Consider the following 21819-nt stretch of genomic DNA (forward strand, 5'->3'; position numbering starts at 1 on the left):
CCCAGGAGTCCGACATGCAAGCAGACACCTATATCCCACGGCGTCTCGATGACCAATGGAAAATCGGCTTCTGGGATGTCGATGTCGCCGCGCCGATCCTGTTCATGTTTTTCGTCGGCTACATGTCCGGCAGCAAGACCTCGTTCGCCGTCTGCATGGCGGCGGGCATCTTCGTCTCGCGCTGGATATCGCGCATCAAGGCGGACAAGCATCCGGCCTTCGCCATCCACTGGCTGTACTGGCACCTGCCGGCCAGTCCGCTGACCACGATGCGTGCCACGCCACCGTCCCACATCCGCCGCATGGTCGGCTGAGCCCAGGAGAAAAACCCATGGACTTCGAACGACTCAACGGCGACATCAAGGAAATGCGCCGCCGCAACCGGGGGCTGAGTCTCACCGTCGGCGTCCTGGCGGCCGGCCAGATTCTCGCCCTGATCGTCATCCTCAACCTGCTCGGTACGGTACGCACCATCGTCGTGCCGCCCTCAATCGACAAGACCTTCTGGGTCACCCGTGACAAGGCCAGCAGCGAGTACCTGGAGCAGATGGGCAGTTTCATTGCCTGGCTGGTCCTCGACGTGACGCCGGCCTCAATCGACTGGAAGAAGGACATCCTGCTTGGCTACGTCGAACCGGAACAGTACGGCCCGCTGAAGACCCGGCAGGAAGTGGAAGCCGAACGCCTGAAGCGCATCAACGCCGCCACCGTCTTCGCGCCCCAGCAACTGGTCCCTAGCGAGGAAGGCCAGAGCGTCGTCATTCGCGGGCGGCTACGCACCCTGGTCAACGGGTTCGAGACGGCCAACGACCTCAAGGCCTATCGGGTCGAGTTCAGCTACGCCGGTGCGCGTATGCATCTGAAAAGTTTCAAGGAGGTAGCCAATGTCGGCAACTGATACCCACCCGGCTCTATCCAGATCGGATTCCAAGCCGGCGTCGAAACACGGACGTACGATGAGCGCTGTTCTGGCCATCGCCTGTGTCGCCAGCATGACGGCCCTGCCCGCCCAGGCTCTACAACTCGTCGAGGCCAGCGACGGCGCGGCGGTCGAAGCCATCCTGTCGATCCGGGAACCGACCCGCATCCGCATCGAAGGGATGTCGATCACTGACGTTTTCGGCAACATCCATTCGAGCCAATGCGGCATGGCGGCAGCACTTCCCGCCAGCCCAGGCATGGCGCCCGCCGGTACCGGTTCATCGCCGATCAACCCAGCCGGCGAGATCGCACTGACCTGCGACCGCGACAAGGGCGAAATCTATGTCCGTCCGGTCGGCGATTCCGTCAAGCCGATCAACCTCTTCGTCGCATCGGCCAACGCCACCTACACCTTGCTGCTGCGTCGCTCGGATACACCGGCGGACACGATCGTCATTCGCGACAGGACGCCGAAGGCATTGAAGCATTCGACATCGGCTCAGAATCCGGCCAGTCCGTCACCCAACCAGGTACGGGCCATGAAGGCGCTGCTGGTGGCGATGGCTTCGGATCGGGTGCCACCGGATATCCGGGTCGAAGAGACCCACGGCATGCTCCCGTTGTGGAACGAGGCGCGGTTTTCCCGGGTGCGCCAGTACGACGGGCGCGGCCTGGTCGGCGAGAAATACCTGCTGCAGAACATCAGCGATGGGCCCATGGTGCTGGCCGAACCGGAATTCGACCGTGAGCAGGGCAGCGTCGTTGGCATCGCCGTCGAGCACCATAATCTTCGTCCCGGCGAGAGCACCAGCGTCTATGTAATCCGCCGCGGAGAGGCGCCATGACGACGCCGCGTCAGTGGATGCAAACGCTGCGGGGTTTGCCGCAGCAATTGCTGCAACACCTCTCCCCACGGCAACGCCAGTACGCCATGCTCGGCGCCCTGATGGCCGGCGGCGTCGGGCTGCTCTGGTCGATTTTCGCATTCACTGCGGGCAGTCCGCCAGTGAACACCGCGCAACCCGCCTCCGGGTCGGCCAGTTCGGTCACCAACATCGGCGTGATGTCGCCCGGCGCCCAGGTCAATCCGGTCGATCAATGGGTCGGCACGGCCGGGCGCAAGCTTGCCCAGTACGAGAACGAACGCGAAGAACAGGGACGACTCAACAAGGATCGCCAGACCTTCGAAGCGAAAACGATGCAGCGCTTTGCCGAACTGGAACAGCGACTGACTTCGACCCAGCAGGCCGCCGCTACGCCCCAGCCGCCCACACCAGTCCCGACCATGCCGAGCAGCATGCCGCCAGCGGCGAGCCTGCCCCCAGCTCCGCCGCCGTTCAAGGGCTTGCCCACAGGAGCAATGCCGAGTGGCACGCCCGGCGACCTGCTGGCGCCGACCTCCATGCAGGCACCAAGCCCAGGGATCACCCGGATTACGGTGGCCGAGCGCTCCCTGCTCGCCAACACGGGAGAGAAAGCCGAACGCGCCGCAGGCGCTGGAGCGCAAACAGCCCCCCGGACCGTCTCCACCTTCCTGCCCGTCAGTTTCACCCGTGGCACGCTGTTGGGTGGCCTGGATGCACCCACCGGCGGTCAATCGCAATCCAACCCGCACCCGGTCCTGATCCGTCTTTCAGACAACTCTTTCCTGCCCAACCGCTTTCGTGCCGAATACCGGGAGTGCTTCGTGGTGGCCGCCGGCTATGGCGACATCAGTTCCGAGCGAGCCTACCTGCGCACCGAGAGTCTGTCTTGCGTGCGAACCGACGGCGCAACGCTGGAAGTCAAGATCCAGGGCTCGATCTATGGCGAGGATGGCAAGGTCGGCATGCGCGGGCGACTGGTCACCAAACAGGGACAGATGCTCGCCAACGCCTTGCTGGCCGGCGTGGTCAGCGGCATCGGCCAGGGCCTGGCGACCTCGTCGACCGAATACAGCACCTCGGCCCTCGGCACGGTCGCCAGCGCCACCGGTTCCGACGCCTACCGCGCCGGACTCGGCGCCGGTGTCGGCAAGGCCCTCGACCGGCTGGCCCAGTACTACATCAAACTTGCCGAGAACACCTTCCCGGTCATCGAAGTGGACGCCGGCCGCGAGGTCGATGTGGTGATCACCAAGGGCGTGCGCATCGATGTACCGATGACAACCGGCGAGTCCGCTTCCGCCCGCTTCGCCAATTCCCCTGAAACCCGTTACCTGGAGACCTCGGACGATGGCAACTACTAAACCCATACGCCGGCGAGCACTCATCGCTGCCTTGAGCACGATCCTTTTAGGCACCTGCTTCGCCGTCAATGCGGCCACGCCCGACGAGACGCAGTTGCTGTCGGCCTTGCAGAAAGCCCATCCGGGAACGCAGTTCTCGACCATCGCCCGGACGCCCGTCGCCGGCCTCTACGAGGTCTGGATGAACGGCAACGTCGCCTACGTGCCGGCCAAACAGCCACGCTACTTCCTCTTCGGCCACTTGTTCGACACCCAGAGCATGAGCGATCTGACCGGTCCGAAACTGGCGCAGGTCAGCAAAGCAAAAAACCCCGGTGAAGCGCCCCAGAAAAACACCTCCACTGCAGCAGCCCCGATCCGCTTCGAACAGTTGCCACTGAGCGATGCGGTCAAGACCGTGCACGGCGCTGGTCAGCGTCAGTTGGCCGTTTTCAGCGACCCGAACTGCCCTTACTGCAAACAACTGGAAGCGGAACTGGTCAGCCTCGACAACATCACCATCTACACCTTCCTGCTGCCTTTCCTGGGTGAGATGAAACCGATCGCCATCTGGTGTGCCGCAGATCGCACGGCGGCCTGGCGGCGCCTCATGCTCGACGGCGACGACAGCCTGCTCAACAACGCCTCTGCCTGCGACCACCCGATCGGTCGCAACCTGGCGCTGGCCCACCAACTCGGCGTGCAGGGCACGCCCACACTGATCTGGGCGGATGGCACCCGTAGCGAAGGGTTCGTCGGGCGAGCCTTGATCGAAGCACGGCTCGCTGCGACTACATCGCAAGTTGCACCGGAGAAATAGCCATGAAAACGCTGATCTTGCGACTCGCTGCTGTTTGCCTGCTTCTCCCCTTGGGCGCCTGCATGAACATGTCAGGCTTGGGCGGCGACTCGAAGTACGCCTGCAAGGCCCCCGATGGCGTCGCCTGCGACTCGGTGTCCGGCACCTATGCCAACGCCCTTCACAACAACCTGCCCAGCCAGCAGGCACAACGATCCGCTCGCCGGCAGAAAGAGACATCCGAAGAGAACACCCCCTCCACGCTTGGACACCCTATTTCATTGGCAACAGCCAACCTTTCCGGGATGTCCGTAACGCCCAAACCCCTACGTACCCAGGCCCGCATCCTGCGGCTGTGGATCAAGCCTTGGGAAGACGCCGACGGCGATCTCTACGACCAGGGCTACGTCTATGTCCAGGTGGACAACGGCCAGTGGCAGATCGACCACGTGCAACGCCAGATCCGTGATCTCTATGCGCCGCTGAAGCCCCCGCCCAAGCCGGCCACTGAGGCGGCTGCCGAACCCGGCGCCGGTACACCGTCCCCCCTGCCGATGCTGCAACGCCCGCCGCTGTCCGGGCCCGGCGCCACCCCTGCACAGTGAGGTCAAAATGAACACCGCCCACAGCGATCCCCATTTTGTCCGCCAGCGCGACCACGCCAATGCCCCGCGCTTTCCCTTCGGAGAACCGGCGGACTCGCCGGCCGAACAGTTCGCCAGCTGGCTGCCCTACTCTGCCTATCTCGCCACCGAGAAGATTTTCGTGAACCGCGACAGCATGGGCGTCATGCTCGAATTGATGCCGCAGTCGGGGGCCGACGAGCGGATGGCGGAAGTGCTGATCTCGCTCTACGCCAATTGCCCGCCCGGCACCGGCATCCAGTTCCATCTGTTCGCCTCGCCGCAGGTGCGCAGCCAGTTGCGCCAGTACGCCAATCTGCGGGTCGAGGATGAGGACCAGGCCGAGCAGGCCAAACAATGGGGCCGTCCGGCGCGCAACGAAAACCTGTTCCGCAAATTGGCGCGGCAGCGCGTCGACCATCTGCTGCAGGGAGCGCAGAAATCGCTGACCGCCGGCTTTCATTACACGATCCGGGATTTCCGCCTGATGCTGAGCGTCGCCTTTCCGGGCGACCCGGAAGACCTCAACAAGCGCGACGAACTGCTCGCCCTGCGCGACTCGATGTCGTCCAGCCTGCGCTCGGCTTCGCTGCCCAATCGCGTTTGCGATGCCGCCGACCTGATCAACTGGTGTGCCTTATTCACCAATCCCGACCGCATCTCACAGACCGATGCGCCGGACCTCAACTACGACGACGGTCGAGAACTGCGCGACCAGATCGTCGATTTCGATACCATCCAGGACCCGCATCCGAGCGGCCTGACTTTGTGGAAGGAAGCCAGTCCCGATGTATTGGAGGCGCGCTTCTACTCGATCAAGAGTTTTCCGGAACGCTTCGCCCTGTGGCAGATGGGGTCGCTGATCGGCGACCTGATGCAGCCGGCCTTGCAGTACAGCGCACCGTTTCTGCTCACCCTCGGCGTCCAGGTCCTCGACCCCAACCTCACCAAGTCGGTGGTCACCGCCAACCATGTGCGGGCAACGCAGAACGCCAAATCGAAGATGGCCGACGTCATGCCGGACGTCAACAAGAAACTGCAGGACTGGACGGCGGCGGCCGATGCCATCGACACCGGCGGCAACCTGGTCAGCCTCTACCACCAACTGGCGATATTCACTGCACCCAACAAAGCGGTCGCCGCCCACGAAGCCGCCAATGCGATCTGGCGCGGCCGCGGCTTCCAGCTCAACGCCGATGCCTACATGCACCGCCAGGCCTTGCTCGCCAGCCTGCCGATGACGCTGACCGAGAAATTCCACAAGGATCTCGTCAAGATGCGCCGCGTCACGCGCAAGACCATGGCCAATGCCATCCACATGGCGCCGCTGATTGCCGAGTGGCGCGGCACGCGCACGCCGGCCCTGGTTTTCGGGGGACGGCGCGGCCAGTTGATGACCCTCGATATCTTCGACAACGATCTCGGCAACTACAACTTCGCCATCATCGGTGCCCCCGGCTCGGGCAAGTCGGTACTGATGAACGAAATGGCCTGGTCCTACCGCGCCATCGGCGCCAAGGTCTGGATGCTCGACCTCGGTCGCAGTTTCGAGAAGCTGTGCCGCAAGGCCAAGGGCACCTATATCGAGTTCCGCCCCGACGTGAATATCTGCCTGGACCCGTTCACCCACATCGTCGACATCAACGAGGACATCGACATGCTGGTGCCCGGTATCGCCAAGATGTGCTCGATGCAGCACACCCTGGAAGAGGTGCAGTACAAGGCCATCTCGGCCATGGTCCTCAAGCTCTGGCGCGAATACGGCAATGAACTGCGCATCACCGGGCTACGCGACGCCTTCAAGAGCGGGAGCATCGAAGAGCTGGGCGTGGTCGGCGACCAGCGCATCAAGGACCTCGCCATCATGCTCAACCCCTATTCGCGCGGCGGGCAATACGAGCGCTTCTTCGAAGGCCGCAACAACATCGACTTTTCCAATGACTTCATCGTCATCGAGAACGAGGAACTGAAACGCCGGCCCGACCTGCACGCTGTCGTCAATATTCTGCTGCTCCACCGGATCACCGGCGAGATGTACCTCACCCGCAACCGGCGCAAGGTGCTCTTCGTCGACGAGTTGAAACAGCAACTGGGCGATATCGGTGCCGACGATCCGGTCAAGGCTGCCGTGATCGAGGAAGCCGCCCGCCGCGCCCGCAAGTACGGCGGCGCGCTCGGCACAGCGACCCAGAGCGCCGACGACTTCTACGGCTCGACCCAGATGGAAGCGGCCTTCAACTGCTCGGACTGGGTTTTCCTGCTCCGCCAGAAACCGGAATCCATTGAAATGCTCGACCGTAAGGGCCGGCTGACTATGGACGAACCGAAGAAGCGGCTGTTGAACTCTCTGCGCACCGAGGCCGGCGTCTTCTCCGAGTTGTACATCTCGTCGCCGGTCGGCGAAGGGGTCGCCCGCAACATCCTCGATCCGGCCACCCACCTGCTGTTCTCCAACAAGCTGGAAGACAACGCCCCGATCGACGAATTGCGCGCCCAGGGCCTGTCCATCGACGAGGCGATCAGCGAACTGCTGCGCCATCGGGGGCATACGGTATGAAACCGAGCGCATCCCAGTTATTGGGTCATGGCTTGCTGACGCTACTCGTGGTGAGCGCCGCCCTGGCCGCCTACGACCGGCTCGTCCTGCGCCCCGCGCTGGTCATCGGGGTGGTCGACGTGGCCGAGGTGTACCGCGCCAAGGAAGCTGAATTTACCCAGATCCTGACCAAGGCCAGTTCCGAGGAAGACCGGCAAAAAGCCCTGTTCATGGCGAGAACCTTTGCCCAGCGCCTGCCGGTCGCCCTCGAGGAACTGCCGCGCGAATGCGGCTGCCTGGTCGTCCTCAAGGCGGCCGTGGCCGGACCGACCCCGAACACCATTGATCTGACGGCCGTACTGCGCAGAAAGGTAACAGCGCCATGAATAGCGATCCGCTTCAACAGGCAGTTGCCCGCCCCGCAGCAAGCCCCGACCGTGGGTGGCGAATCCTCGGGTGTGTGGGCAACTTTCTACGCCATGCCCGCCAGCGCTGGTACCTCTACCTGCCGATCATCGCCATCTGGAGTCTGGCCTATGTCCGCCTCTTCGTCGATGCGACACCGCGAGTACCGGTCCTTTTCAACTGGACACCGAGCCTGCCTTATCGCATTGCCTGGCTGCAGCACGGCCCGCACCAACTGCAGCGGGGCGACTTCATCGTTTTCTCCTTTGCCGGCGAGGCACAGCAGCGCTATCCGGGGCTGCAGGGTCAGCCTTTCTTCAAGATCGTCCGCGGTTTGCCGGGCGATACCGTCACGGTCAGCGGCCGGCAGGTTGCCATCAACGGCGAGGATGTCGGTGCCGCCAAGACAAAGGCCTATGACCGCCGGCCACTCGCGCCGATTGCGCCGACCGTCATCCCGCCTCGCTACTACTACGTGCAGGGCACCAGCCCCGACTCCTTCGACTCGCGCTACCAGGAAAGTGGCCTGGTCCGGGCGGAGCAGGTGATCGGCGTCGTGGTCCCGCTGTTCTGAGCCGCCAGCCATGCCCCGTCCCCTCCTCACCCTCGCGCTGTTCGGTCTTCTGACATCCTCCACGGCATGGGCCCAGAGCCCTCTGGTCGGCGCTCCAACGCAAGGAACTCAGCCCTCCGACAACGTGCCACTGGCCGACTATCTCGGCCTGCTCAGGCAAATCGCTCCCGCCGCCGAAGCCGGGGCGCGGGATTACCTCGCCGCTTTCGCGCGGCGCTGCGGTCGCCCCCTGACGCCGGCCGAATTGCGCCGGGCCATGGCGGACGGTGCCGGCGATCCGGCACTGATGGGACTGATCCGGGCGAACCACCTGGGCGACACCGCCGGGCGCGAACAACTCGCCGGACAGATCCGCTGCCCGGGCCAGGCGACGCGATGAAACGCCTGATCGCCATCCCGTCCCTGCTCTTCGCGCTGCTGCTGGTCGCGCCAAGCGCGCGAGCCCTTGATCTGGGCGTCATCGGACCGAGCTATGAGATCAGCGAACCGCATCTGCTGCACATGATCGAACAGCGCCTACGCGCCAAGGAGCGTAGCGGCGAACTCAAGCGCCTGGAAGATCAAGCCCGGGAACGCGGTATCGCCACCGTGAGAAACCCGCCGCCGGTCGCCGGCCTGCATTCGACCGAGATGGCCCGGACCTTCTACTTCGACCCGAGCTTCACGCTCGACCGCAATATCCTCGGCCCCCGGGGCGAGTTGCTATTTGCCGCCGGCACCCGCAAGAACCCGCTGGAAGTGGTGTCGCTGTCCCGGCATCTGCTGTTTTTCGATGGACGCGATCCAGCCCAGGTCGGCCGTGCCCGGCAGTTGATCGCCTTCTACCAGGGGCGGGTCAAGCCGATTCTGGTCGGCGGCTCCTACCTCGAGCTGATGAAGTCATGGCGCATGCCGGTCTATTTCGATCAGCAGGGTCTGCTCACCCGCCGCCTGGGCATTACCCGGGTTCCTGCCCTGGTATCGCAGGAAGGGCTGCGCCTGCGCATCGACGAACTGGAGGTCGTGCGATGAGCCAACGCTGCTTCGTAGCCAGACTTCCTATCCTCCTGGCACTACTCCTCGGCCTCTCCACTCCGCCGGCCCTGGCCGCCGGTACCGCCACCTGCACCGGCAAGTTTCCGAATCCGATCACCGATATCTGCTGGTCCTGCATCCTGCCGATCAGCATTGGCAGTGCGCGCATCGCCAACTTCGGCGACCAGGAGGATACCGACAATCCACCCAATCCCGTCTGCAGTTGCCTGGTCAATCCGATCATCGGTCTGTCCATCGGCTTCTGGGAGCCGGCGCGCCATGTCGAAGTGGTGCGCAAACCCTTCTGCCTCGTCTCCCTCGGCGGCGTTGACCTCGACCCGGGTATCCCGGCCCCCGAGGCGGCTCGCTTTACCCGTCCGGAAGGTGATGGCGACGGTGGCGGTTTCTATCAGGCGCATTACTACCTGAACCCGGTGATGTACTGGCTGGAAGTGGTCACCGACTTCCCTTGCCTCGAAAAGAGTTCCTTCGATCTGGCCTACATGACCGAAGTCGATCCCTTGTGGGCCGACGACGAACTGACCCTGATCCTCAACCCCGATGCCGTGCTGTTCGCCAATCCGGTCGCCATTGCCGCTTGCGCCGCCGATTGCGTGGCGGCCTCGGTCGGCTTCGGCATCCGCGAGATGTTCTGGTGCGCCGGTTGCCAGGGTGGCGTCTATCCGCTCAACGGGCACGTCCCCTACCACCTCGGTGGGGTGCGGACTGCCGCGCTGATGGCCCAGCGCTTGAGCGCCAAGATGCACCGCGAGTTGGTGGCCTGGGGCTGGCATGGCAAAGATGGTCTGTGCGGGCCGTACTTCGAGCCGGTGATGGACAAGACCGCCTACAAAACCCAACTCACCTACCCCATTCCCAACACCGACAAGGAGGCCGGCCGCTGTTGCCAGCCGTTCGGGCGGACCACCGTGCTCTGGGGAGCCGGCAAGGAATACCCGGTGCGTGGCGAGGACTTCGCCTTCATGTTGTTTCGCAAAAGGAATTGCTGTGTCGGCTACTGATTTCCATCGAATCCTCGCCCCCCTGATCCTCGGCCTCAGCGCGGCACTCGCTGCCGGCAGCCCGGTTCAGGCCCAGACTACGCCAGTCGTCACGGAGGCGGACATCGAACGCGCCCGGCGTGAGACCCGCACGGTCACCGAGCAAGACATCGAGTTGGCGCGGCAGAAATACGCCCTGCCGAGCGAGGCCGATCGCAGATCTGCGCCGCAGAACAGCCCGAACCTGGAGGCGCTACCCAAGCCGGCGACGTCCGTGCCGGTCGACCTGGAAGCGCTGGCCCGCGGCTATGCCGGGCAATCCGATGCGATGACGCGGGCGCAGGGGCTCGCTACCGGTCCAGGGCTTTTCATATTCGTCAGCCTGACCATGCCCCGCGCCACACTGCAACGTCTGGTCGACCAGGCGGCGCGGGCCAAAGCCGCCATCGTCATCCGCGGCTTCGCGAACGGCTCGCTGCGCGACACGGTCTCCCAGGTCCAAGGCTTGATCGGCAAACAGCAGGTCGCCATCCAGATCGATCCGCTGGCCTTCGACCGCTTCGCCATCAGCAAGGTACCCAGCTTCGTCTTGGTGCGCGACGGAACACGCCCGGTTGCCTGCGCCAGTGGCAGTTGTGCACCCGCCGACAGTTTCCTGCGCGCCACCGGTGACGTCAGCCTGGATTACGCGCTGGAACATATGCAGCGCTCGGCACCAGGCTTCAGCCCAGCCGCCGAACTCTTCCTGAAACGCCTCGGAGGATAGGTAATCCCCATGCGCCGCCTGATCATCTGGATCACGCTGTTCTGCTTCATCACGACGCAGAGCGCCGCCATCGCCGGGCCGTTTGAAGAAGGCGCAGCCGCCGGGCAGGCGGTCAACCCGGTCATTCGCGGCACGGTAAATATGCCCAGCGCCGCGAGCGCCGTGCCGGAGTACACCACGACGCCCCCCGAAACGGCGTATTACGGCCAGCCCAACTTGTCCGGTGCGGCCAATGCTCGCCTGAGTACCTGCGCGGCCAGTACCAACGATCCAATCTGCCAGGCCCAGGACGGCGCGCTGACCTCGGCCAATACCCCCCGTCCGGCGATCTCCGCCTACGATCCGGCGGTCTCCGCGGCCCGCGACATCGCCCGCAATCCGTCGAGCACACTGGGCAGCCTGGCCGATTATTACTCGGGCTGCACCACCGCCGAGGTCGGCATTGCGGCGGGCACCACGACCAAGGTTTGCAATCGCTACAGCGGGGTCGGCAACTACACGACGCGGCGCGATCTGACGGTTGAGATCGACCTCCAGCCCAGTTGCGTCGAAGGCACTTGGGTCGCCCACGGTCAGGTAAACCGCAACGGCGCCGACTACATGGTGGCGGAAGCGCAATGCCAACTGCGCAGCGATGGGCTGCAGCGTTTCCGCTTCTATGCGGCCGGTGGCCAAGGGGCCTGCATCGGCTGGCAGACCGTCGACCTCCCGACCGCACCGGCCACCCAGGCCACCTATGTCACCAACCTATCCCCCCATTGGGAGGGCAGTTGCTGGAGCCCGTTCACGGTCAACATGATGCCCGGTTCAGGCTGCACAGCCGGGACGTGCAATTACACCTTCCAGTTCAGCGGTTTTGGCGGATTCGTGAAGTGGAACCTGCCCCTGTCGTTCGTCCAGCCGGCCATGGTGCAACACGAGACCGATGTCTGGGTCGACAAGAGTGCCGTGCTGAACGCTGGCGGGCGCTGCACCGTCACCACGGCCGACACCTGTGTCGACGGCCCGGCGACCAAGGCCATCGAAGGCCGCGCCGTGACCCGTGCCTGCTGGTCCTATGAGCGCACCCTGACCTGCACCTCGGGCGCCCCGGTCGACGAGTGCGCACCGCTGGCCAGCAGCGGCTGCACGCCAGCCAGCAGCACCTGCAAGCAAATGAATGTCGGCAGCGGGCTGTGCGAGATCACCCAGGACACCTATACCTGCCCGGTCGCCGCGCAAACCACGACCACCGCTTCGAACTGCCCGGCCAACGTCTATTGCCTGGGTGCGAACTGCTTCAACACCAGCTACACCAACGATGCCGACTTTGCCCGTTCGATGTCGCTGATGGAAGCCGGACGCGAAGCGGGCGTGTATCTCGACACCACCAAGATGCAGGTCTTCAAGGGCGAAGGCAACCGTTGCCGCGACCGCCTGCTGAAGAACTGCTGCAGTTCCGACTCGGCCGGCGCCGGCATGACCAACCAGAGCCTGTTCGGCACCGGCTCGAGCCTGGTCTACGACGTGCTGATGAATTCCCAGAACCGCGAGTTTCTCTATCAAGGGATGCAGGCCTTGCTGCTCGGCGGCGGTTTCAGCGGCAGCTTCACCACTTATGGCATCACCGTTGCGGTCAACGGTACGGCACTGCCGGCCAGTTCGGCCGTGCTCTATTCCGGTGAAAGCCTGGTCGTCGCCTTCGACCCCTGGTCGCTGGTCATTGCAATCGTCATCTACATCATCATGTCGATGTCGTCCTGCAACGAGGAGGAAGGCAAGCTCGCCATGAAGGAAGGGGCTGGACTGTGCCATACCGTCGGCACCTGGTGCTCCTCCTGCATCCGCATTTTCGGCAAATGCGTCTCCTGTATCGAACACAGCACCGGCAAGTGCTGCTTCAACAGCAAATTGGCCCGCATCGTCAATGAGCAGGGCCGCGTGCAGGTCGGCAAGGGCTGGGGCTCCGGGGAAAGCCCCGACTGCTCGGGGTTCACTATCGCCCAACTCCAGAGCCTCGACTTTGCGGCCATGGACCTCACCGAGTTCTACGCATCCATCGTTCCGACGCTACCCAATGCCGGCGCGCTACAGGGCAGCAACGCCGCCCGCCTGACAACCTGCTACTACGGACAGGGGAAGTGCCAATGAAGATCGCCTACGCCGCTGCCTTGCTCGCCGGATTCGCGGCGCCCACCCTCCCCGACGAGGTGCCCAGAGCCCCGGTGGCGGATCCGCGACCGGTCATGTTGGCCGCCCTTCGATCCGTCGATGGCGAGGCCCACGCCATCCTCAGCGGCGAGATCGCCGAGGCGCTCACCCAACGCTTTGCTGCTACCTCGCCAATCTACATCGATGTCACGACCGAGAAGCGCTACGCCCAGACCGGTTGTGCCCGCTTAAATGTCAGGTTCTGGCAGGACGGGGTTTTACTGCCCGGCACCTCGGTTCCGCGCCGCCAGACCATGGATTTCGGCATCAACTACTGCCTCGATGGCCGGCCACCGCAATCCCTGAAGTAGGGCCACGCATGACGATCCGCAACCGCCCCGCCCTCCTCCTGCTGCTGACCGTTGCCGTGATGCTCGGTAGCCATAGCGCAGTGGCCCAGGACGCTTCCTCGCGCTATTGGGCCGACAGTTGGCGCGGCTGGCATTTCTATGAAGCACCAGTGCCGGAAGAGAGTGAACGTCCATTACTTCCAGGCAAGGCCACGCCAACTGCGCCACCGACACAACCCTCGCGGGCACCGGAACTGGTCGAATTCGAACGCCTCCAGAAAACCCTGGAAGAAACGCGCAACATCGCCATCATGCGACCGAGCGAAGCCAATGTCCGGCGTTACATGGAACTGGAGTCCCAGGTCGTCGCCCGCGCTTCCTACTTTGCGGATGTCGCGCAGCGCGTTGCCTGGGTCACACCGCAACTGGACCCGACCCTGCAGGGCCGCCCGGTCAATGCCAAGGCCCTGGAGGTTTTCGACCAAGCAGAACTGGTGGATCGCTCGCGCGCCATTGCCGATCTTGGCAAGGATCACGTGCTGTTCTTCTTCTACCGCTCGGATTGTCCGTATTGCCATGCCTTCGCGCCGACCTTGGCCGCCTTCCAGGCCCGTCACGGCATCCAGGTCGTTGCCATCAGCGTGGACGGTGGTCCGCTGCCGAGTTTCCCCAATGCCCGCCCGGACAACGGCATTGCCACCACCCTGAAGGTCAGCCAGGTACCCGCCGTTTTTCTGGCCCAGCCCTTCACCGGAAAGATCTCTCCCATCGGCTTCGGGGTGCTCTCGGAATCCCAGTTGCTTGAGCGCATTGCCGTCGTCTCCGCTCCGCAGGGCGAGGTGATGCTGCCCCCAACCACGCAAGGTCCCGCCCAACCTCAGGAGGCGCCATGACACATTACAACCATTCCCTATTTCGGCGGACCGCTGCCGCCGTCCTGGCGTTGCTGCTGGCGACCCCGTCCTTTCAACTACAGGCCGGCGATCTCAACAGCGAGGTGAACAACATGTTCAACAATCTGGGCGCCATTGGTAACTACACGGCGCCCGGGGCCTTCCGTGGCCAGACCTTCAATACCTACACCGGCGGCAACTTGATGATGCGTTCGCCGAACAAGGTTTATCAGCTGGCCGCCATCCAGTTCCCCAGCGCCAAGGCCGGCTGCGGCGGCATCGATGTCTTTGGCGGTTCCTTCTCGCACATTTCGGCGACCGAGTTCAAGAACATGCTGAAGAACATCACGGCCGCCCTGCCGGGGATCGCATTCCAACTCGCCCTGGAAGCGGTCTCGCCGCTGCTCGGCGGGCTGACCAAGTGGGCCAAGGGGCTGGAGACCTGGATCAACAATGCCCGCATCAATTCCTGCGAAACCGCCAAGGCCATTGTCAGCACAGCAGCCGAATCGGTTGGCTACAGTTCCCAGGAAACCTGTGCCGATCTGGCCATCGAGATGGGCATGGAAAGCGATCGGGATGCCGCGCGTCGGCGCTGTGCGACGGATCGGCCCAGCATTCTGTCGTCAGCACGCTCCTCGGGCGACCCGAAGGTAAAAAACAAGGCGCCCTTCGTCGGCAACCTGACCTGGAAAGCCTTGCAGTACACCGGCGCCTATCTGGATGACCAGGAGCGCGAACTGATCATGAGTCTGGTCGGCACCATTATCTATTACCCGGAAGAATCGGCCCGCGATCCCGAACCGATTGCGCCGACGCTGACCTCGATCAGCCAGTTGCTCTACGGCCAGGGTGCAGCCGCCGGTACGGATGTTGTGCAGCATGTCTTGAAGTGCAACGACTACAGCAATTGCGACGTCGTCACCTTGAACAGCGCGTACACCCACACGCCCTTTACCGCCAAGGTCGAAGTGATCATGCGGTCCATTGCCGAGAAGATCACGACGCGCACCGCCATTCCCAATAACTCGGCCGAGGTCGGCTTCGTGAACCAGACCACTGAGCCGGTCTACAAGATGCTCTCCATCGGTACCAGTATCCCGGGATCGGGTTTGGCCGACAGCCTGATCGCCCAGTACCGCGACGTGATTGCCGCCGACTATGCCTATGTCTTCCTCGAACGCAATCTGCGTCTGGGCATGGCCGCGCTGGACAAGAACTACACCCTGCAGCAGTCGCAACGCGAGCAGGCCAACCAGGTCCGGCAGCGGGCGCAGGCCATGCTCATTCAACTTTCCCAGGAAAAGAACCTGCTCTATCAGAAGGTCGGCTCCTTCCGGGCGGTCTCGAACCACCTGGAACAACTCGAACGCCAATTGCGCTCCAGCATGCCGCAACACGTGATGGACATGCTCGGTCAGCAGGCTGCTTACCTGTCGCAGTAGCACTGACGCGATTGCGCGACTGGAGAATGCACCATGTGGGAAATCTACGCTTACCAGAATGCCGACAGCCTGTTCGGTGTCTTCAATGCCGCGGCGGCGATCCACGCCTCGGGCGACTACGCCGCTGCTCTGGCAGCCGTGGCCTTCTGCGGATTTGTGGCCGCCCTGGTGGCCTATGCTTTCGCCCCCGAGAAACTGCAGGGCTGGAAGTGGTTGGGCACCGTCGTGCTGGTTTTCTCGGTACTGATCGTCCCCAAGGTCACGGTGGGCATTGTGGACAAGACCGGCGGTTCTGCCGTCAAGATCGTCGGCAACGTGCCCTTCGGGGTGGCCGCGCTAGGCGGCATCACCAGTACCATCGGCAATACGCTGACCAGTCTGTTCGAGACGGCCTTCCAGGTTATCCCGGGCGTAGGAGCGCTCCCAGTCGAACTGAGCTACCAGCAGAACGGACTGATGTTCGGCAACCGTCTGATCCGCGAGACCGGCAACGTGGTGTTTCGGGATCCGGCTTTCCGCACCGACCTCATCAATTTCATCCACAACTGCACGACCTACGACCTGATCGATGGCACGCTCGATCCGGCAGTCTTTTCTGCATCGGACGATGTCTGGCCGCTGATGGCCTCACCCAATCCGGCGCGCTTTTCCACGCTAACCGGCGCTGGCGGCAGTGTCGGCGTCGATACCTGCCCCAATGTCTATCTGAGCCTCAATGGCCGCTTGCCAGCCCAGATCACCCGCATCCAGGGGCGCCTGGCCTTTCAGCTCAATCCGACCTTGCCCGGCGCTGCCGCTGCAGCGGCCATCGCCGGACAAATCCAGCAGGCCTATCTCAAGAACAGCATCGCCACCGCGGCGGCGACCGCTGTCGACATCATCCGGCAGAATGCCATGCTCAACGCGATCGAGGACACGAGCAAGATCGTCGGCCAGAAGGTCAATGATCCGGCGGCGATGGTGTTGGCGGTGGGCCGAGCGCAGGCGGTGGCCCAGCAGAACGCGACTTGGCTTAACTATGGCAAGGTGGCCGAGCAAGCCTTGCCCGTTTTTAGAAACGTGGTTGAGGCGGTGACCTACGCGATGTTCCCGCTCTTCGTGATGCTCCTGTTGCTCACCAGTGGACGGGAAACACTGCTGGCCTTCAAGGGCTATGCGGGCGTGCTGATCTGGATTCAGCTGTGGCCGCCGCTCTATGCCATCCTGAACTACATGGCCTCAATCTATGCGGCCTACGACCTTGCCGCTGCGGCCGACCTCGGAACGGGAGGCAAATCGCTGGCGTTGCAGACTGCTTCAACGATCTATTCTCGGGCGATCTCGGGGGAGGCCGTTGTCGGTTACCTCGCCATCAGCATTCCTTTCATTGCGTGGGCCGCCCTGAAGCGCATGGAGAACTTCGGGACCGCACTGGTCGGTGGTTTGTCGGGGCTGCAAGGGATGATCTCGGGTGGCACCTCGGCCGCCGCCGTCGGTAATGTCTCGATGGGGAATGTCGGTATGGACCAGATGCAACTGGCGCCCAACCGTACGTCGGCATTCATGGGCAGTTGGCAAAACGACATCTCCGGAAATACGTTCTCGTCAAATGCATTGACCGGGCGTACGGCTGTCAGCTTGCTGCGCAATCAGGGGTTTGCTTCCCGGATGGTTTCGATGCGAGTGTCAGAGCAAGACGTCGCCCAAGCCAGCAAGCAGGTCGATGCCGCACAAAACGAAGCCGTCGCGGCCAGCACCGAACGATCTGCCATCTTGTCAGAGGCATTCTCTCGAGGATTGAGCAAATTGCGCTCATCGCGTAGTAGCAGCGGCTCCACATCCAGTAGCTTCGAGCAAATGGGAGAAACGTTGAACGAGATGAATCAAATTACCAAGAGCGTCGCGGAAAATACAGGACTGAGCCAAGCGCAGGTCGCACGCATCGCTTTCGGTGCAGCCGGGCATATCGGCATCAACACAGGTTTCGCTGGAGGCCAGTTGAGAGCAAGTGCGGAGAAATCCTATCTGTCGAGTCTATCGTTACAGGAGCAGAAAGCGCTGGCCAGCATGAGTGGAGAGCAGTTGGTCGCGTTCAAGCAATTTGGCGACCGCGTATCCCGGGATACCAGTTTCTTGAATGCACTCTCCAGCGACTCCCGTGGCGCCCATGAAATGTCGTCCCGACTCGGTTCAACTGTCGCGCGCTCCGAACGAGCCGAAGCGAGCCTTGCCGAGCGCATCAGCTTTGCCGAGCGCGTATCGTCGGCCTACGAAAAAGGCGAGTCCATTTCCATCGACATTGCACAGGACCCTCATAATCTTGAGATGTTTATGCGCTACGCCGAGGAATACGGTGGCGACAGTGCGGCGGCTCATGCCTTGATGGAATCGGAATTGGCACGGCAATCCTTGCGCCCGAACCGGGTGTTTTCCGACGGGACGGCACTGCCTGCTTCCTTTGGGAAGATTCGGGATCAACATATACAGCAGCGAGGCAATACTACGCTGACACCCGACATCATCGGTCAGCATCAATCCGATCGAGATCAAATCTCACACTTTGAAAATACCGCCCCATCCCGAGGAAGCACACCGGCGACATCACCAATCCGAGAGGAAGTTCATGCCCGCGGCAATCAAATTCGCTCAGACGCTGGATCACGCCGCGCCGACTTCGACTCCAAGGCTGAGATCATCAAGACTGATGACGGAACGCTCGAATCGAAGAAATCGCTGCTTGTGCAATCTGGCAAACAGGTAGGCAGAGACGCAGGGGCGACATTCGATAATGCCAAAGAGGTGGTGAGCGACTTGCTTAAGAAAAAGTAAGTCATCAGCCGGCGGAGCCTCGATCCCACCGATGCATTTCGCCCTCGCTGGCTCCTGATTTCGCAAACGGTGAATGCCCTTCGTCACGCCAGTAGTTTGCCGCAATGTCTTTCGATGAAGTGCCATCACTTGGTAATTTGCTTTCGCCCCACCCAAGGGATCGTCCCGTTTTTCCGATGCCGGCCAGAGCCCCGCCAATGGGCGCCGCGAAAAGTACGCCAACGCCCATCATCACAAGGCGGGTTCCCCAATCGCTATCCGTAACGGAGAGCCAACCGATCAGGGCGCCCACTGTGGTAAATCCCACGAAGATGAGTTTTCTCATTTCGACCTCCTGGATTCAGCCTACATCGAGCGGAGCAAGCTGCAAGGCAGTTTCCAATCAGTCAAGCATCATTTCCACCACCAAGGCCTGCTGCCTCAGAGAATTTCTCATGCAGAGCTCTTTTTTCTCAGAGCCAACTGGATCATCCCGAACAGCCGATGGAACAGATAATCGACTTGATCCACGTCGATGACGGGCACCTGATTGACCTCTGAATGACGAATGAGATGGCTATTGCCGATGGATGTCAGTTCAATCGCTTCATTCTCCAGTCGCTCCCAAAGTGACGGTTCTGCAGAGATGGCGTCGAGAATGATCTTGATAGATTTTTTCTTATCGCTGGGGTCTGCAAGAGACTTGAGCCGCTCCCACCCATCCCACAAGCGCTCCAAGGCCTCGCGGCACACCAGAGGATTTCGATCAGAAAACTTGATCCGACATTCGTCCAGCATGTTGTCGAGGGTCCGGTCGCCAGTCCGAAAAATTGTCCGTTTCAAGTCCTCGCCAAGTACCGGCGGCAGGACACGCACAATGCGGCCGGTCGACAACATTTCGAAGGCCACGCCATTGCGCGAAAAGATCCGATTGACCGTCGCCCGGAACTCTTCTTGTCCGGGCTGCTGATCGAAGGTGAAATGGTGGTGATTGAAGAAGTCGTGGAGTTTCCCTGGTATCGGCTTCGCCACTGAAGCGTAGACGAACTCGACGAAATTCAGGATCAGTAATGTGTCCGGTGCAAAAGGCTCACGCTGCTACAGGAAACTGTCATCCACCAACCTGGACGTTTCGAGCGGCCACGTTAATCCCGGCATTTCTGCAACTACGGAAGCGGCGATGACATCCTGATCACAGCCACAAATAGCTTGCCCATCTGGGCAACGCTCCGGAAAATGCAAACCGAAGGCGCCGCTGTTAATCAGTCCCTGTACCGTCGCCACTACACCGTCCCAGACAACGGGTGAAATGACCTGTTCAGTCCGCGCGCGGGGGCCATTTTCTCGATCACTGAAATAATCGCTCACGTGCGTGATTCTTTCTGCATCAGTGTCTCTGTAACTACCGCGCTGTTTACGACCTCTTCCAATCGTTCGATGCTGGACAGTACCGCACTGAGTGTGGGAATTTCACCAAAAACCATGCTGGCCATGGCTTCGTAGTCCCTGGATAACGCGTCATGCATGGCCGCACTCGGGGTCAACGTGTAGGAGCCAGGGTGGGCTGTCTCTAAACCTAAATCGGCGCTGCCGAAAAAAAACCTGGCGTGATGAGCGCAATCGATGGCGAGTACCTGATCGGCTTGCCACTCAGGCGACGCGGCAGCCTGCATCAGTTGGTGCACGTCATAATAGTGGCGCGAGACGCGCTGCCCCCCGTGCCTCAGCTCTCCGCGACGATCGTGCCACTGCCGCAAGCCATGCAAGATGATGACCTTGTCCCAGAAGGTGCGTTCTGGCTTTACCGTGGTCACGTTGTTGACGGTGAGATCCAGCGCGGGCAAGTCCTGCGCGACATATGGTGTGACTGTTGCCGCAATGTGGGGGTCGAGTGCCGACTTCGCACCGGATTCGATTTTCACGGCGGAACGAATGTAATCGTCGCTTGTAGGCGTGACGGCGGGATACCAGAACAGAAGCGTCTGGCCGTCTTTGTCCCCCGGATCGAGTTCCAGGTGAAAGTGGCCATCGGGAATGACGGCGCTGGCAATCTGCGTAAACTGATCTGCCATTGGGCCAGCGATATAGGTTTGGCAAGCCACCCGGATAGCTTCAAGTCGTGCCCGTCGCTTCTTGCCGCTCAAGGCATCCAGGTCGGCCACGTCGACAGCCTGTCCCAAATCATCACGAAAAACCGTGATATCAATGTCCTCGGAAAAACGGGAGATCAGGCCAAAAGCCTTGGACAGGGAGGTTCCACCCTTGAATAGAAGCCTGGGACCACCAGCGGCTAAGCTGTTGAACAGAGCATCCAAGGTCCAGCAGACCCAGAAGTCCTTTTCGACGTTCTGGACTGCTGTACCCAAGCGAGCGGCTGTGCCGAGAAACAAATCAAGTCGATCGCCATCGGCGGCGGTGATGACATCGCGGAAAGAAGGATTCAACGCATGCCCCTTACGCCTTTTGTCCAAGTAGGATCGACTGGGGGTTTAACCCCGCTACGCACCGGCAAAGTCATGGGTACGGCGCCCAGAGGATCGCAACCGGGTAGATCACGGACCAGACTCTGCATCCACGCCGGTAGCACGCTGAAGCCATTGCGCAGATCCTGGCAGATTGCGGCCCCTTGGACAGAATCGACGAGCAGTTGGCTTAGTCGGTTTACGATGCGGTCATGATCAGAAACCAGCGTGTCTTTCAGCCAATGTAGGGCCTGCACAACTCGCATGGCGGGACGACCAGCCCAATAAAGGCGACTCGGAGCGGTTTGCTTGAAGTCGATAACGAGTTGGTCGAGTTTGATCGCCCGGCGACGTGCGTCGGTATGAATGGTAACGCGAGCCGGAACGGCATCCGTCAGACCAAGATCATTGGCTGCAGTCATCCCGTCCACCAGCAGGCGCAGCTGGTCCCGTCTCGCGATAGCATCGATGATCGCGCGATAGTCGGGTGTGGTGGGACGCTGGGTCAGACAGTTGATGCCGGGCTTGTCGTACAAGCCTCGATCAATACGCCGCAGGTCACCTGCCAGCACCATGCGCTGGAGTGTCTTGTCAATCGCATCACGGTTACCGAGATGTGCAAAGTCCGTAGGTACCCAGACATGGCCGGGACCGGCGACATTGATTTGCGACGAGAGGGCAGATTTGAGATCAGACATAGTGCTCATTGTCCGATATTTGTATAACTTCTTCGGACAATTTGCAAGAAGAGATGTCCGAAAACTGTAGATAAATTTCGGACAAACCATAGAAATGGTCCAGTACGATCAAGGTAAAGACCTAGGATTATCTTGCCGGTGAGCGAGCTCGAAATTCTGTCGCTTAGGCAGTCCTCTCTATGTCGAGACCGTTGAACTCGGCTTCCGAT

21 protein-coding genes and 1 pseudogene are annotated in these 21819 nt (G+C 61.8%); 18 read left to right on the forward strand and 4 right to left on the reverse strand.

Annotation, left to right across the window (positions count from 1 at the left end; translation table 11 throughout):
• The first annotated feature begins 14 nt into the window (after nucleotides 1-14).
• From traL to IPM73_10430, 18 genes are read left to right on the forward strand one after another with little or no spacing between them, the layout of a single operon-like run.
• Nucleotides 15-314 (forward strand): type IV conjugative transfer system protein TraL, encoded by a 300-nt coding sequence (traL, locus tag IPM73_10345; GenBank protein MBK8918428.1) that lies wholly within the window; start codon nucleotides 15-17, stop codon nucleotides 312-314.
• Nucleotides 315-331: 17 nt separating this feature from the next.
• The gene (gene traE, locus IPM73_10350) at nucleotides 332-898 is read left to right on the forward strand and encodes a type IV conjugative transfer system protein TraE (GenBank protein ID MBK8918429.1); all 567 of its coding nucleotides are present in this window, start codon (nucleotides 332-334) and stop codon (nucleotides 896-898) included.
• Nucleotides 885-1766, forward strand: a complete 882-nt coding sequence (locus IPM73_10355) for a type-F conjugative transfer system secretin TraK (GenBank protein MBK8918430.1) — start codon at nucleotides 885-887, stop codon at nucleotides 1764-1766. Before traE ends, IPM73_10355 begins: the two co-directional genes overlap by 14 nt.
• Nucleotides 1763-3148 carry a conjugal transfer protein TraB gene (locus IPM73_10360; GenBank protein MBK8918431.1) on the forward strand — a complete coding sequence of 462 codons (1386 nt, stop codon included), beginning with the start codon at nucleotides 1763-1765 and terminating at the stop codon, nucleotides 3146-3148. The genes IPM73_10355 and IPM73_10360 overlap by 4 nt, the downstream gene beginning before the upstream one ends.
• Nucleotides 3135-3947, forward strand: a complete 813-nt coding sequence (locus IPM73_10365) for a DsbC family protein (GenBank protein ID MBK8918432.1) — start codon at nucleotides 3135-3137, stop codon at nucleotides 3945-3947. Before IPM73_10360 ends, IPM73_10365 begins: the two co-directional genes overlap by 14 nt.
• A 2-nt stretch (nucleotides 3948-3949) precedes the next feature.
• Nucleotides 3950-4531 (forward strand): type IV conjugative transfer system lipoprotein TraV, encoded by a 582-nt coding sequence (gene traV / locus IPM73_10370; GenBank protein ID MBK8918433.1) that lies wholly within the window; start codon nucleotides 3950-3952, stop codon nucleotides 4529-4531.
• 7 nt (nucleotides 4532-4538) lie between these two features.
• The gene (gene traC / locus IPM73_10375) at nucleotides 4539-7106 is read left to right on the forward strand and encodes a type IV secretion system protein TraC (GenBank protein ID MBK8918434.1); all 2568 of its coding nucleotides are present in this window, start codon (nucleotides 4539-4541) and stop codon (nucleotides 7104-7106) included.
• Nucleotides 7103-7471, forward strand: a complete 369-nt coding sequence (locus IPM73_10380) for a hypothetical protein (GenBank protein ID MBK8918435.1) — start codon at nucleotides 7103-7105, stop codon at nucleotides 7469-7471. Before traC ends, IPM73_10380 begins: the two co-directional genes overlap by 4 nt.
• Nucleotides 7468-8064: a conjugative transfer signal peptidase TraF gene (gene traF / locus IPM73_10385; GenBank protein ID MBK8918436.1), complete on the forward strand. Its 597-nt coding sequence runs from the start codon at nucleotides 7468-7470 to the stop codon at nucleotides 8062-8064. The genes IPM73_10380 and traF overlap by 4 nt, the downstream gene beginning before the upstream one ends.
• 10 nt (nucleotides 8065-8074) lie before the next feature.
• Nucleotides 8075-8443 carry a hypothetical protein gene (locus tag IPM73_10390; protein ID MBK8918437.1) on the forward strand — a complete coding sequence of 123 codons (369 nt, stop codon included), beginning with the start codon at nucleotides 8075-8077 and terminating at the stop codon, nucleotides 8441-8443.
• A complete protein-coding gene (gene traW, locus IPM73_10395; protein ID MBK8918438.1) occupies nucleotides 8440-9075 on the forward strand; it encodes a type-F conjugative transfer system protein TraW in 636 nt (211 codons plus the stop codon). The genes IPM73_10390 and traW overlap by 4 nt, the downstream gene beginning before the upstream one ends.
• A complete protein-coding gene (locus tag IPM73_10400; GenBank protein ID MBK8918439.1) occupies nucleotides 9072-10100 on the forward strand; it encodes a TraU family protein in 1029 nt (342 codons plus the stop codon). The genes traW and IPM73_10400 overlap by 4 nt, the downstream gene beginning before the upstream one ends.
• Complete coding sequence (gene trbC / locus IPM73_10405; protein MBK8918440.1) at nucleotides 10087-10845, forward strand: type-F conjugative transfer system pilin assembly protein TrbC; 759 nt, start codon at nucleotides 10087-10089, stop codon at nucleotides 10843-10845. Before IPM73_10400 ends, trbC begins: the two co-directional genes overlap by 14 nt.
• Nucleotides 10846-10854: 9 nt before the next feature.
• Nucleotides 10855-12975, forward strand: coding sequence for a type-F conjugative transfer system mating-pair stabilization protein TraN (traN, locus tag IPM73_10410; protein MBK8918441.1), 2121 nt, complete (start codon nucleotides 10855-10857; stop codon nucleotides 12973-12975).
• Nucleotides 12972-13346 carry a hypothetical protein gene (locus IPM73_10415; protein MBK8918442.1) on the forward strand — a complete coding sequence of 125 codons (375 nt, stop codon included), beginning with the start codon at nucleotides 12972-12974 and terminating at the stop codon, nucleotides 13344-13346. Before traN ends, IPM73_10415 begins: the two co-directional genes overlap by 4 nt.
• An 8-nt stretch (nucleotides 13347-13354) precedes the next feature.
• On the forward strand, nucleotides 13355-14218 hold the full coding sequence (locus tag IPM73_10420; protein ID MBK8918443.1) for a thioredoxin family protein: 864 nt from the start codon (nucleotides 13355-13357) through the stop codon (nucleotides 14216-14218).
• Nucleotides 14215-15663, forward strand: a complete 1449-nt coding sequence (locus tag IPM73_10425; GenBank protein ID MBK8918444.1) for a conjugal transfer protein TraH — start codon at nucleotides 14215-14217, stop codon at nucleotides 15661-15663. The genes IPM73_10420 and IPM73_10425 overlap by 4 nt, the downstream gene beginning before the upstream one ends.
• A 33-nt stretch (nucleotides 15664-15696) precedes the next feature.
• Nucleotides 15697-18471 carry a conjugal transfer protein TraG N-terminal domain-containing protein gene (locus IPM73_10430; GenBank protein ID MBK8918445.1) on the forward strand — a complete coding sequence of 925 codons (2775 nt, stop codon included), beginning with the start codon at nucleotides 15697-15699 and terminating at the stop codon, nucleotides 18469-18471.
• Nucleotides 18472-18475: 4 nt separating this feature from the next.
• Here IPM73_10430 and IPM73_10435 read toward each other — a convergent pair whose 3' ends face one another.
• The 4 genes and pseudogenes from IPM73_10435 to IPM73_10450 form a co-directional block, all read right to left on the reverse strand.
• Nucleotides 18476-18796, reverse strand: a complete 321-nt coding sequence (locus IPM73_10435; protein MBK8918446.1) for a hypothetical protein — start codon at nucleotides 18794-18796, stop codon at nucleotides 18476-18478.
• A 107-nt stretch (nucleotides 18797-18903) separates the two neighbouring features.
• Nucleotides 18904-19818, reverse strand: a pseudogene (locus tag IPM73_10440) (hypothetical protein).
• Nucleotides 19815-20894 (reverse strand): nucleotidyl transferase AbiEii/AbiGii toxin family protein, encoded by a 1080-nt coding sequence (locus IPM73_10445; GenBank protein ID MBK8918447.1) that lies wholly within the window; start codon nucleotides 20892-20894, stop codon nucleotides 19815-19817. Before IPM73_10445 ends, IPM73_10440 begins: the two are co-directional and overlap by 4 nt.
• Nucleotides 20891-21700, reverse strand: a complete 810-nt coding sequence (locus tag IPM73_10450; protein ID MBK8918448.1) for a hypothetical protein — start codon at nucleotides 21698-21700, stop codon at nucleotides 20891-20893. Before IPM73_10450 ends, IPM73_10445 begins: the two co-directional genes overlap by 4 nt.
• Nucleotides 21701-21819: the final 119 nt, after the last annotated feature.

The organism is Betaproteobacteria bacterium (assembly GCA_016720065.1).
In the GTDB taxonomy this organism is placed as follows: domain Bacteria; phylum Pseudomonadota; class Gammaproteobacteria; order Burkholderiales; family Rhodocyclaceae; genus SSSZ01.

What these genes read in the sequence shown, in the direction of transcription:
- traL (MBK8918428.1), top strand. Translation starts at nt 15, where the DNA reads ATGCAAGCAGACACCTATATCCCACGGCGTCTCGATGACCAATGGAAA.
- traE (MBK8918429.1), top strand. Translation starts at nt 332, where the DNA reads ATGGACTTCGAACGACTCAACGGCGACATCAAGGAAATGCGCCGCCGC.
- IPM73_10355 (MBK8918430.1), top strand. Translation starts at nt 885, where the DNA reads ATGTCGGCAACTGATACCCACCCGGCTCTATCCAGATCGGATTCCAAG.
- IPM73_10360 (MBK8918431.1), top strand. Translation starts at nt 1,763, where the DNA reads ATGACGACGCCGCGTCAGTGGATGCAAACGCTGCGGGGTTTGCCGCAG.
- IPM73_10365 (MBK8918432.1), top strand. Translation starts at nt 3,135, where the DNA reads ATGGCAACTACTAAACCCATACGCCGGCGAGCACTCATCGCTGCCTTG.
- traV (MBK8918433.1), top strand. Translation starts at nt 3,950, where the DNA reads ATGAAAACGCTGATCTTGCGACTCGCTGCTGTTTGCCTGCTTCTCCCC.
- traC (MBK8918434.1), top strand. Translation starts at nt 4,539, where the DNA reads ATGAACACCGCCCACAGCGATCCCCATTTTGTCCGCCAGCGCGACCAC.
- IPM73_10380 (MBK8918435.1), top strand. Translation starts at nt 7,103, where the DNA reads ATGAAACCGAGCGCATCCCAGTTATTGGGTCATGGCTTGCTGACGCTA.
- traF (MBK8918436.1), top strand. Translation starts at nt 7,468, where the DNA reads ATGAATAGCGATCCGCTTCAACAGGCAGTTGCCCGCCCCGCAGCAAGC.
- IPM73_10390 (MBK8918437.1), top strand. Translation starts at nt 8,075, where the DNA reads ATGCCCCGTCCCCTCCTCACCCTCGCGCTGTTCGGTCTTCTGACATCC.
- traW (MBK8918438.1), top strand. Translation starts at nt 8,440, where the DNA reads ATGAAACGCCTGATCGCCATCCCGTCCCTGCTCTTCGCGCTGCTGCTG.
- IPM73_10400 (MBK8918439.1), top strand. Translation starts at nt 9,072, where the DNA reads ATGAGCCAACGCTGCTTCGTAGCCAGACTTCCTATCCTCCTGGCACTA.
- traN (MBK8918441.1), top strand. Translation starts at nt 10,855, where the DNA reads ATGCGCCGCCTGATCATCTGGATCACGCTGTTCTGCTTCATCACGACG.
- IPM73_10415 (MBK8918442.1), top strand. Translation starts at nt 12,972, where the DNA reads ATGAAGATCGCCTACGCCGCTGCCTTGCTCGCCGGATTCGCGGCGCCC.
- IPM73_10420 (MBK8918443.1), top strand. Translation starts at nt 13,355, where the DNA reads ATGACGATCCGCAACCGCCCCGCCCTCCTCCTGCTGCTGACCGTTGCC.
- IPM73_10425 (MBK8918444.1), top strand. Translation starts at nt 14,215, where the DNA reads ATGACACATTACAACCATTCCCTATTTCGGCGGACCGCTGCCGCCGTC.
- IPM73_10430 (MBK8918445.1), top strand. Translation starts at nt 15,697, where the DNA reads ATGTGGGAAATCTACGCTTACCAGAATGCCGACAGCCTGTTCGGTGTC.
- IPM73_10435 (MBK8918446.1), bottom strand. Translation starts at nt 18,796, where the DNA reads ATGAGAAAACTCATCTTCGTGGGATTTACCACAGTGGGCGCCCTGATC.
- IPM73_10450 (MBK8918448.1), bottom strand. Translation starts at nt 21,700, where the DNA reads ATGGTTTGTCCGAAATTTATCTACAGTTTTCGGACATCTCTTCTTGCA.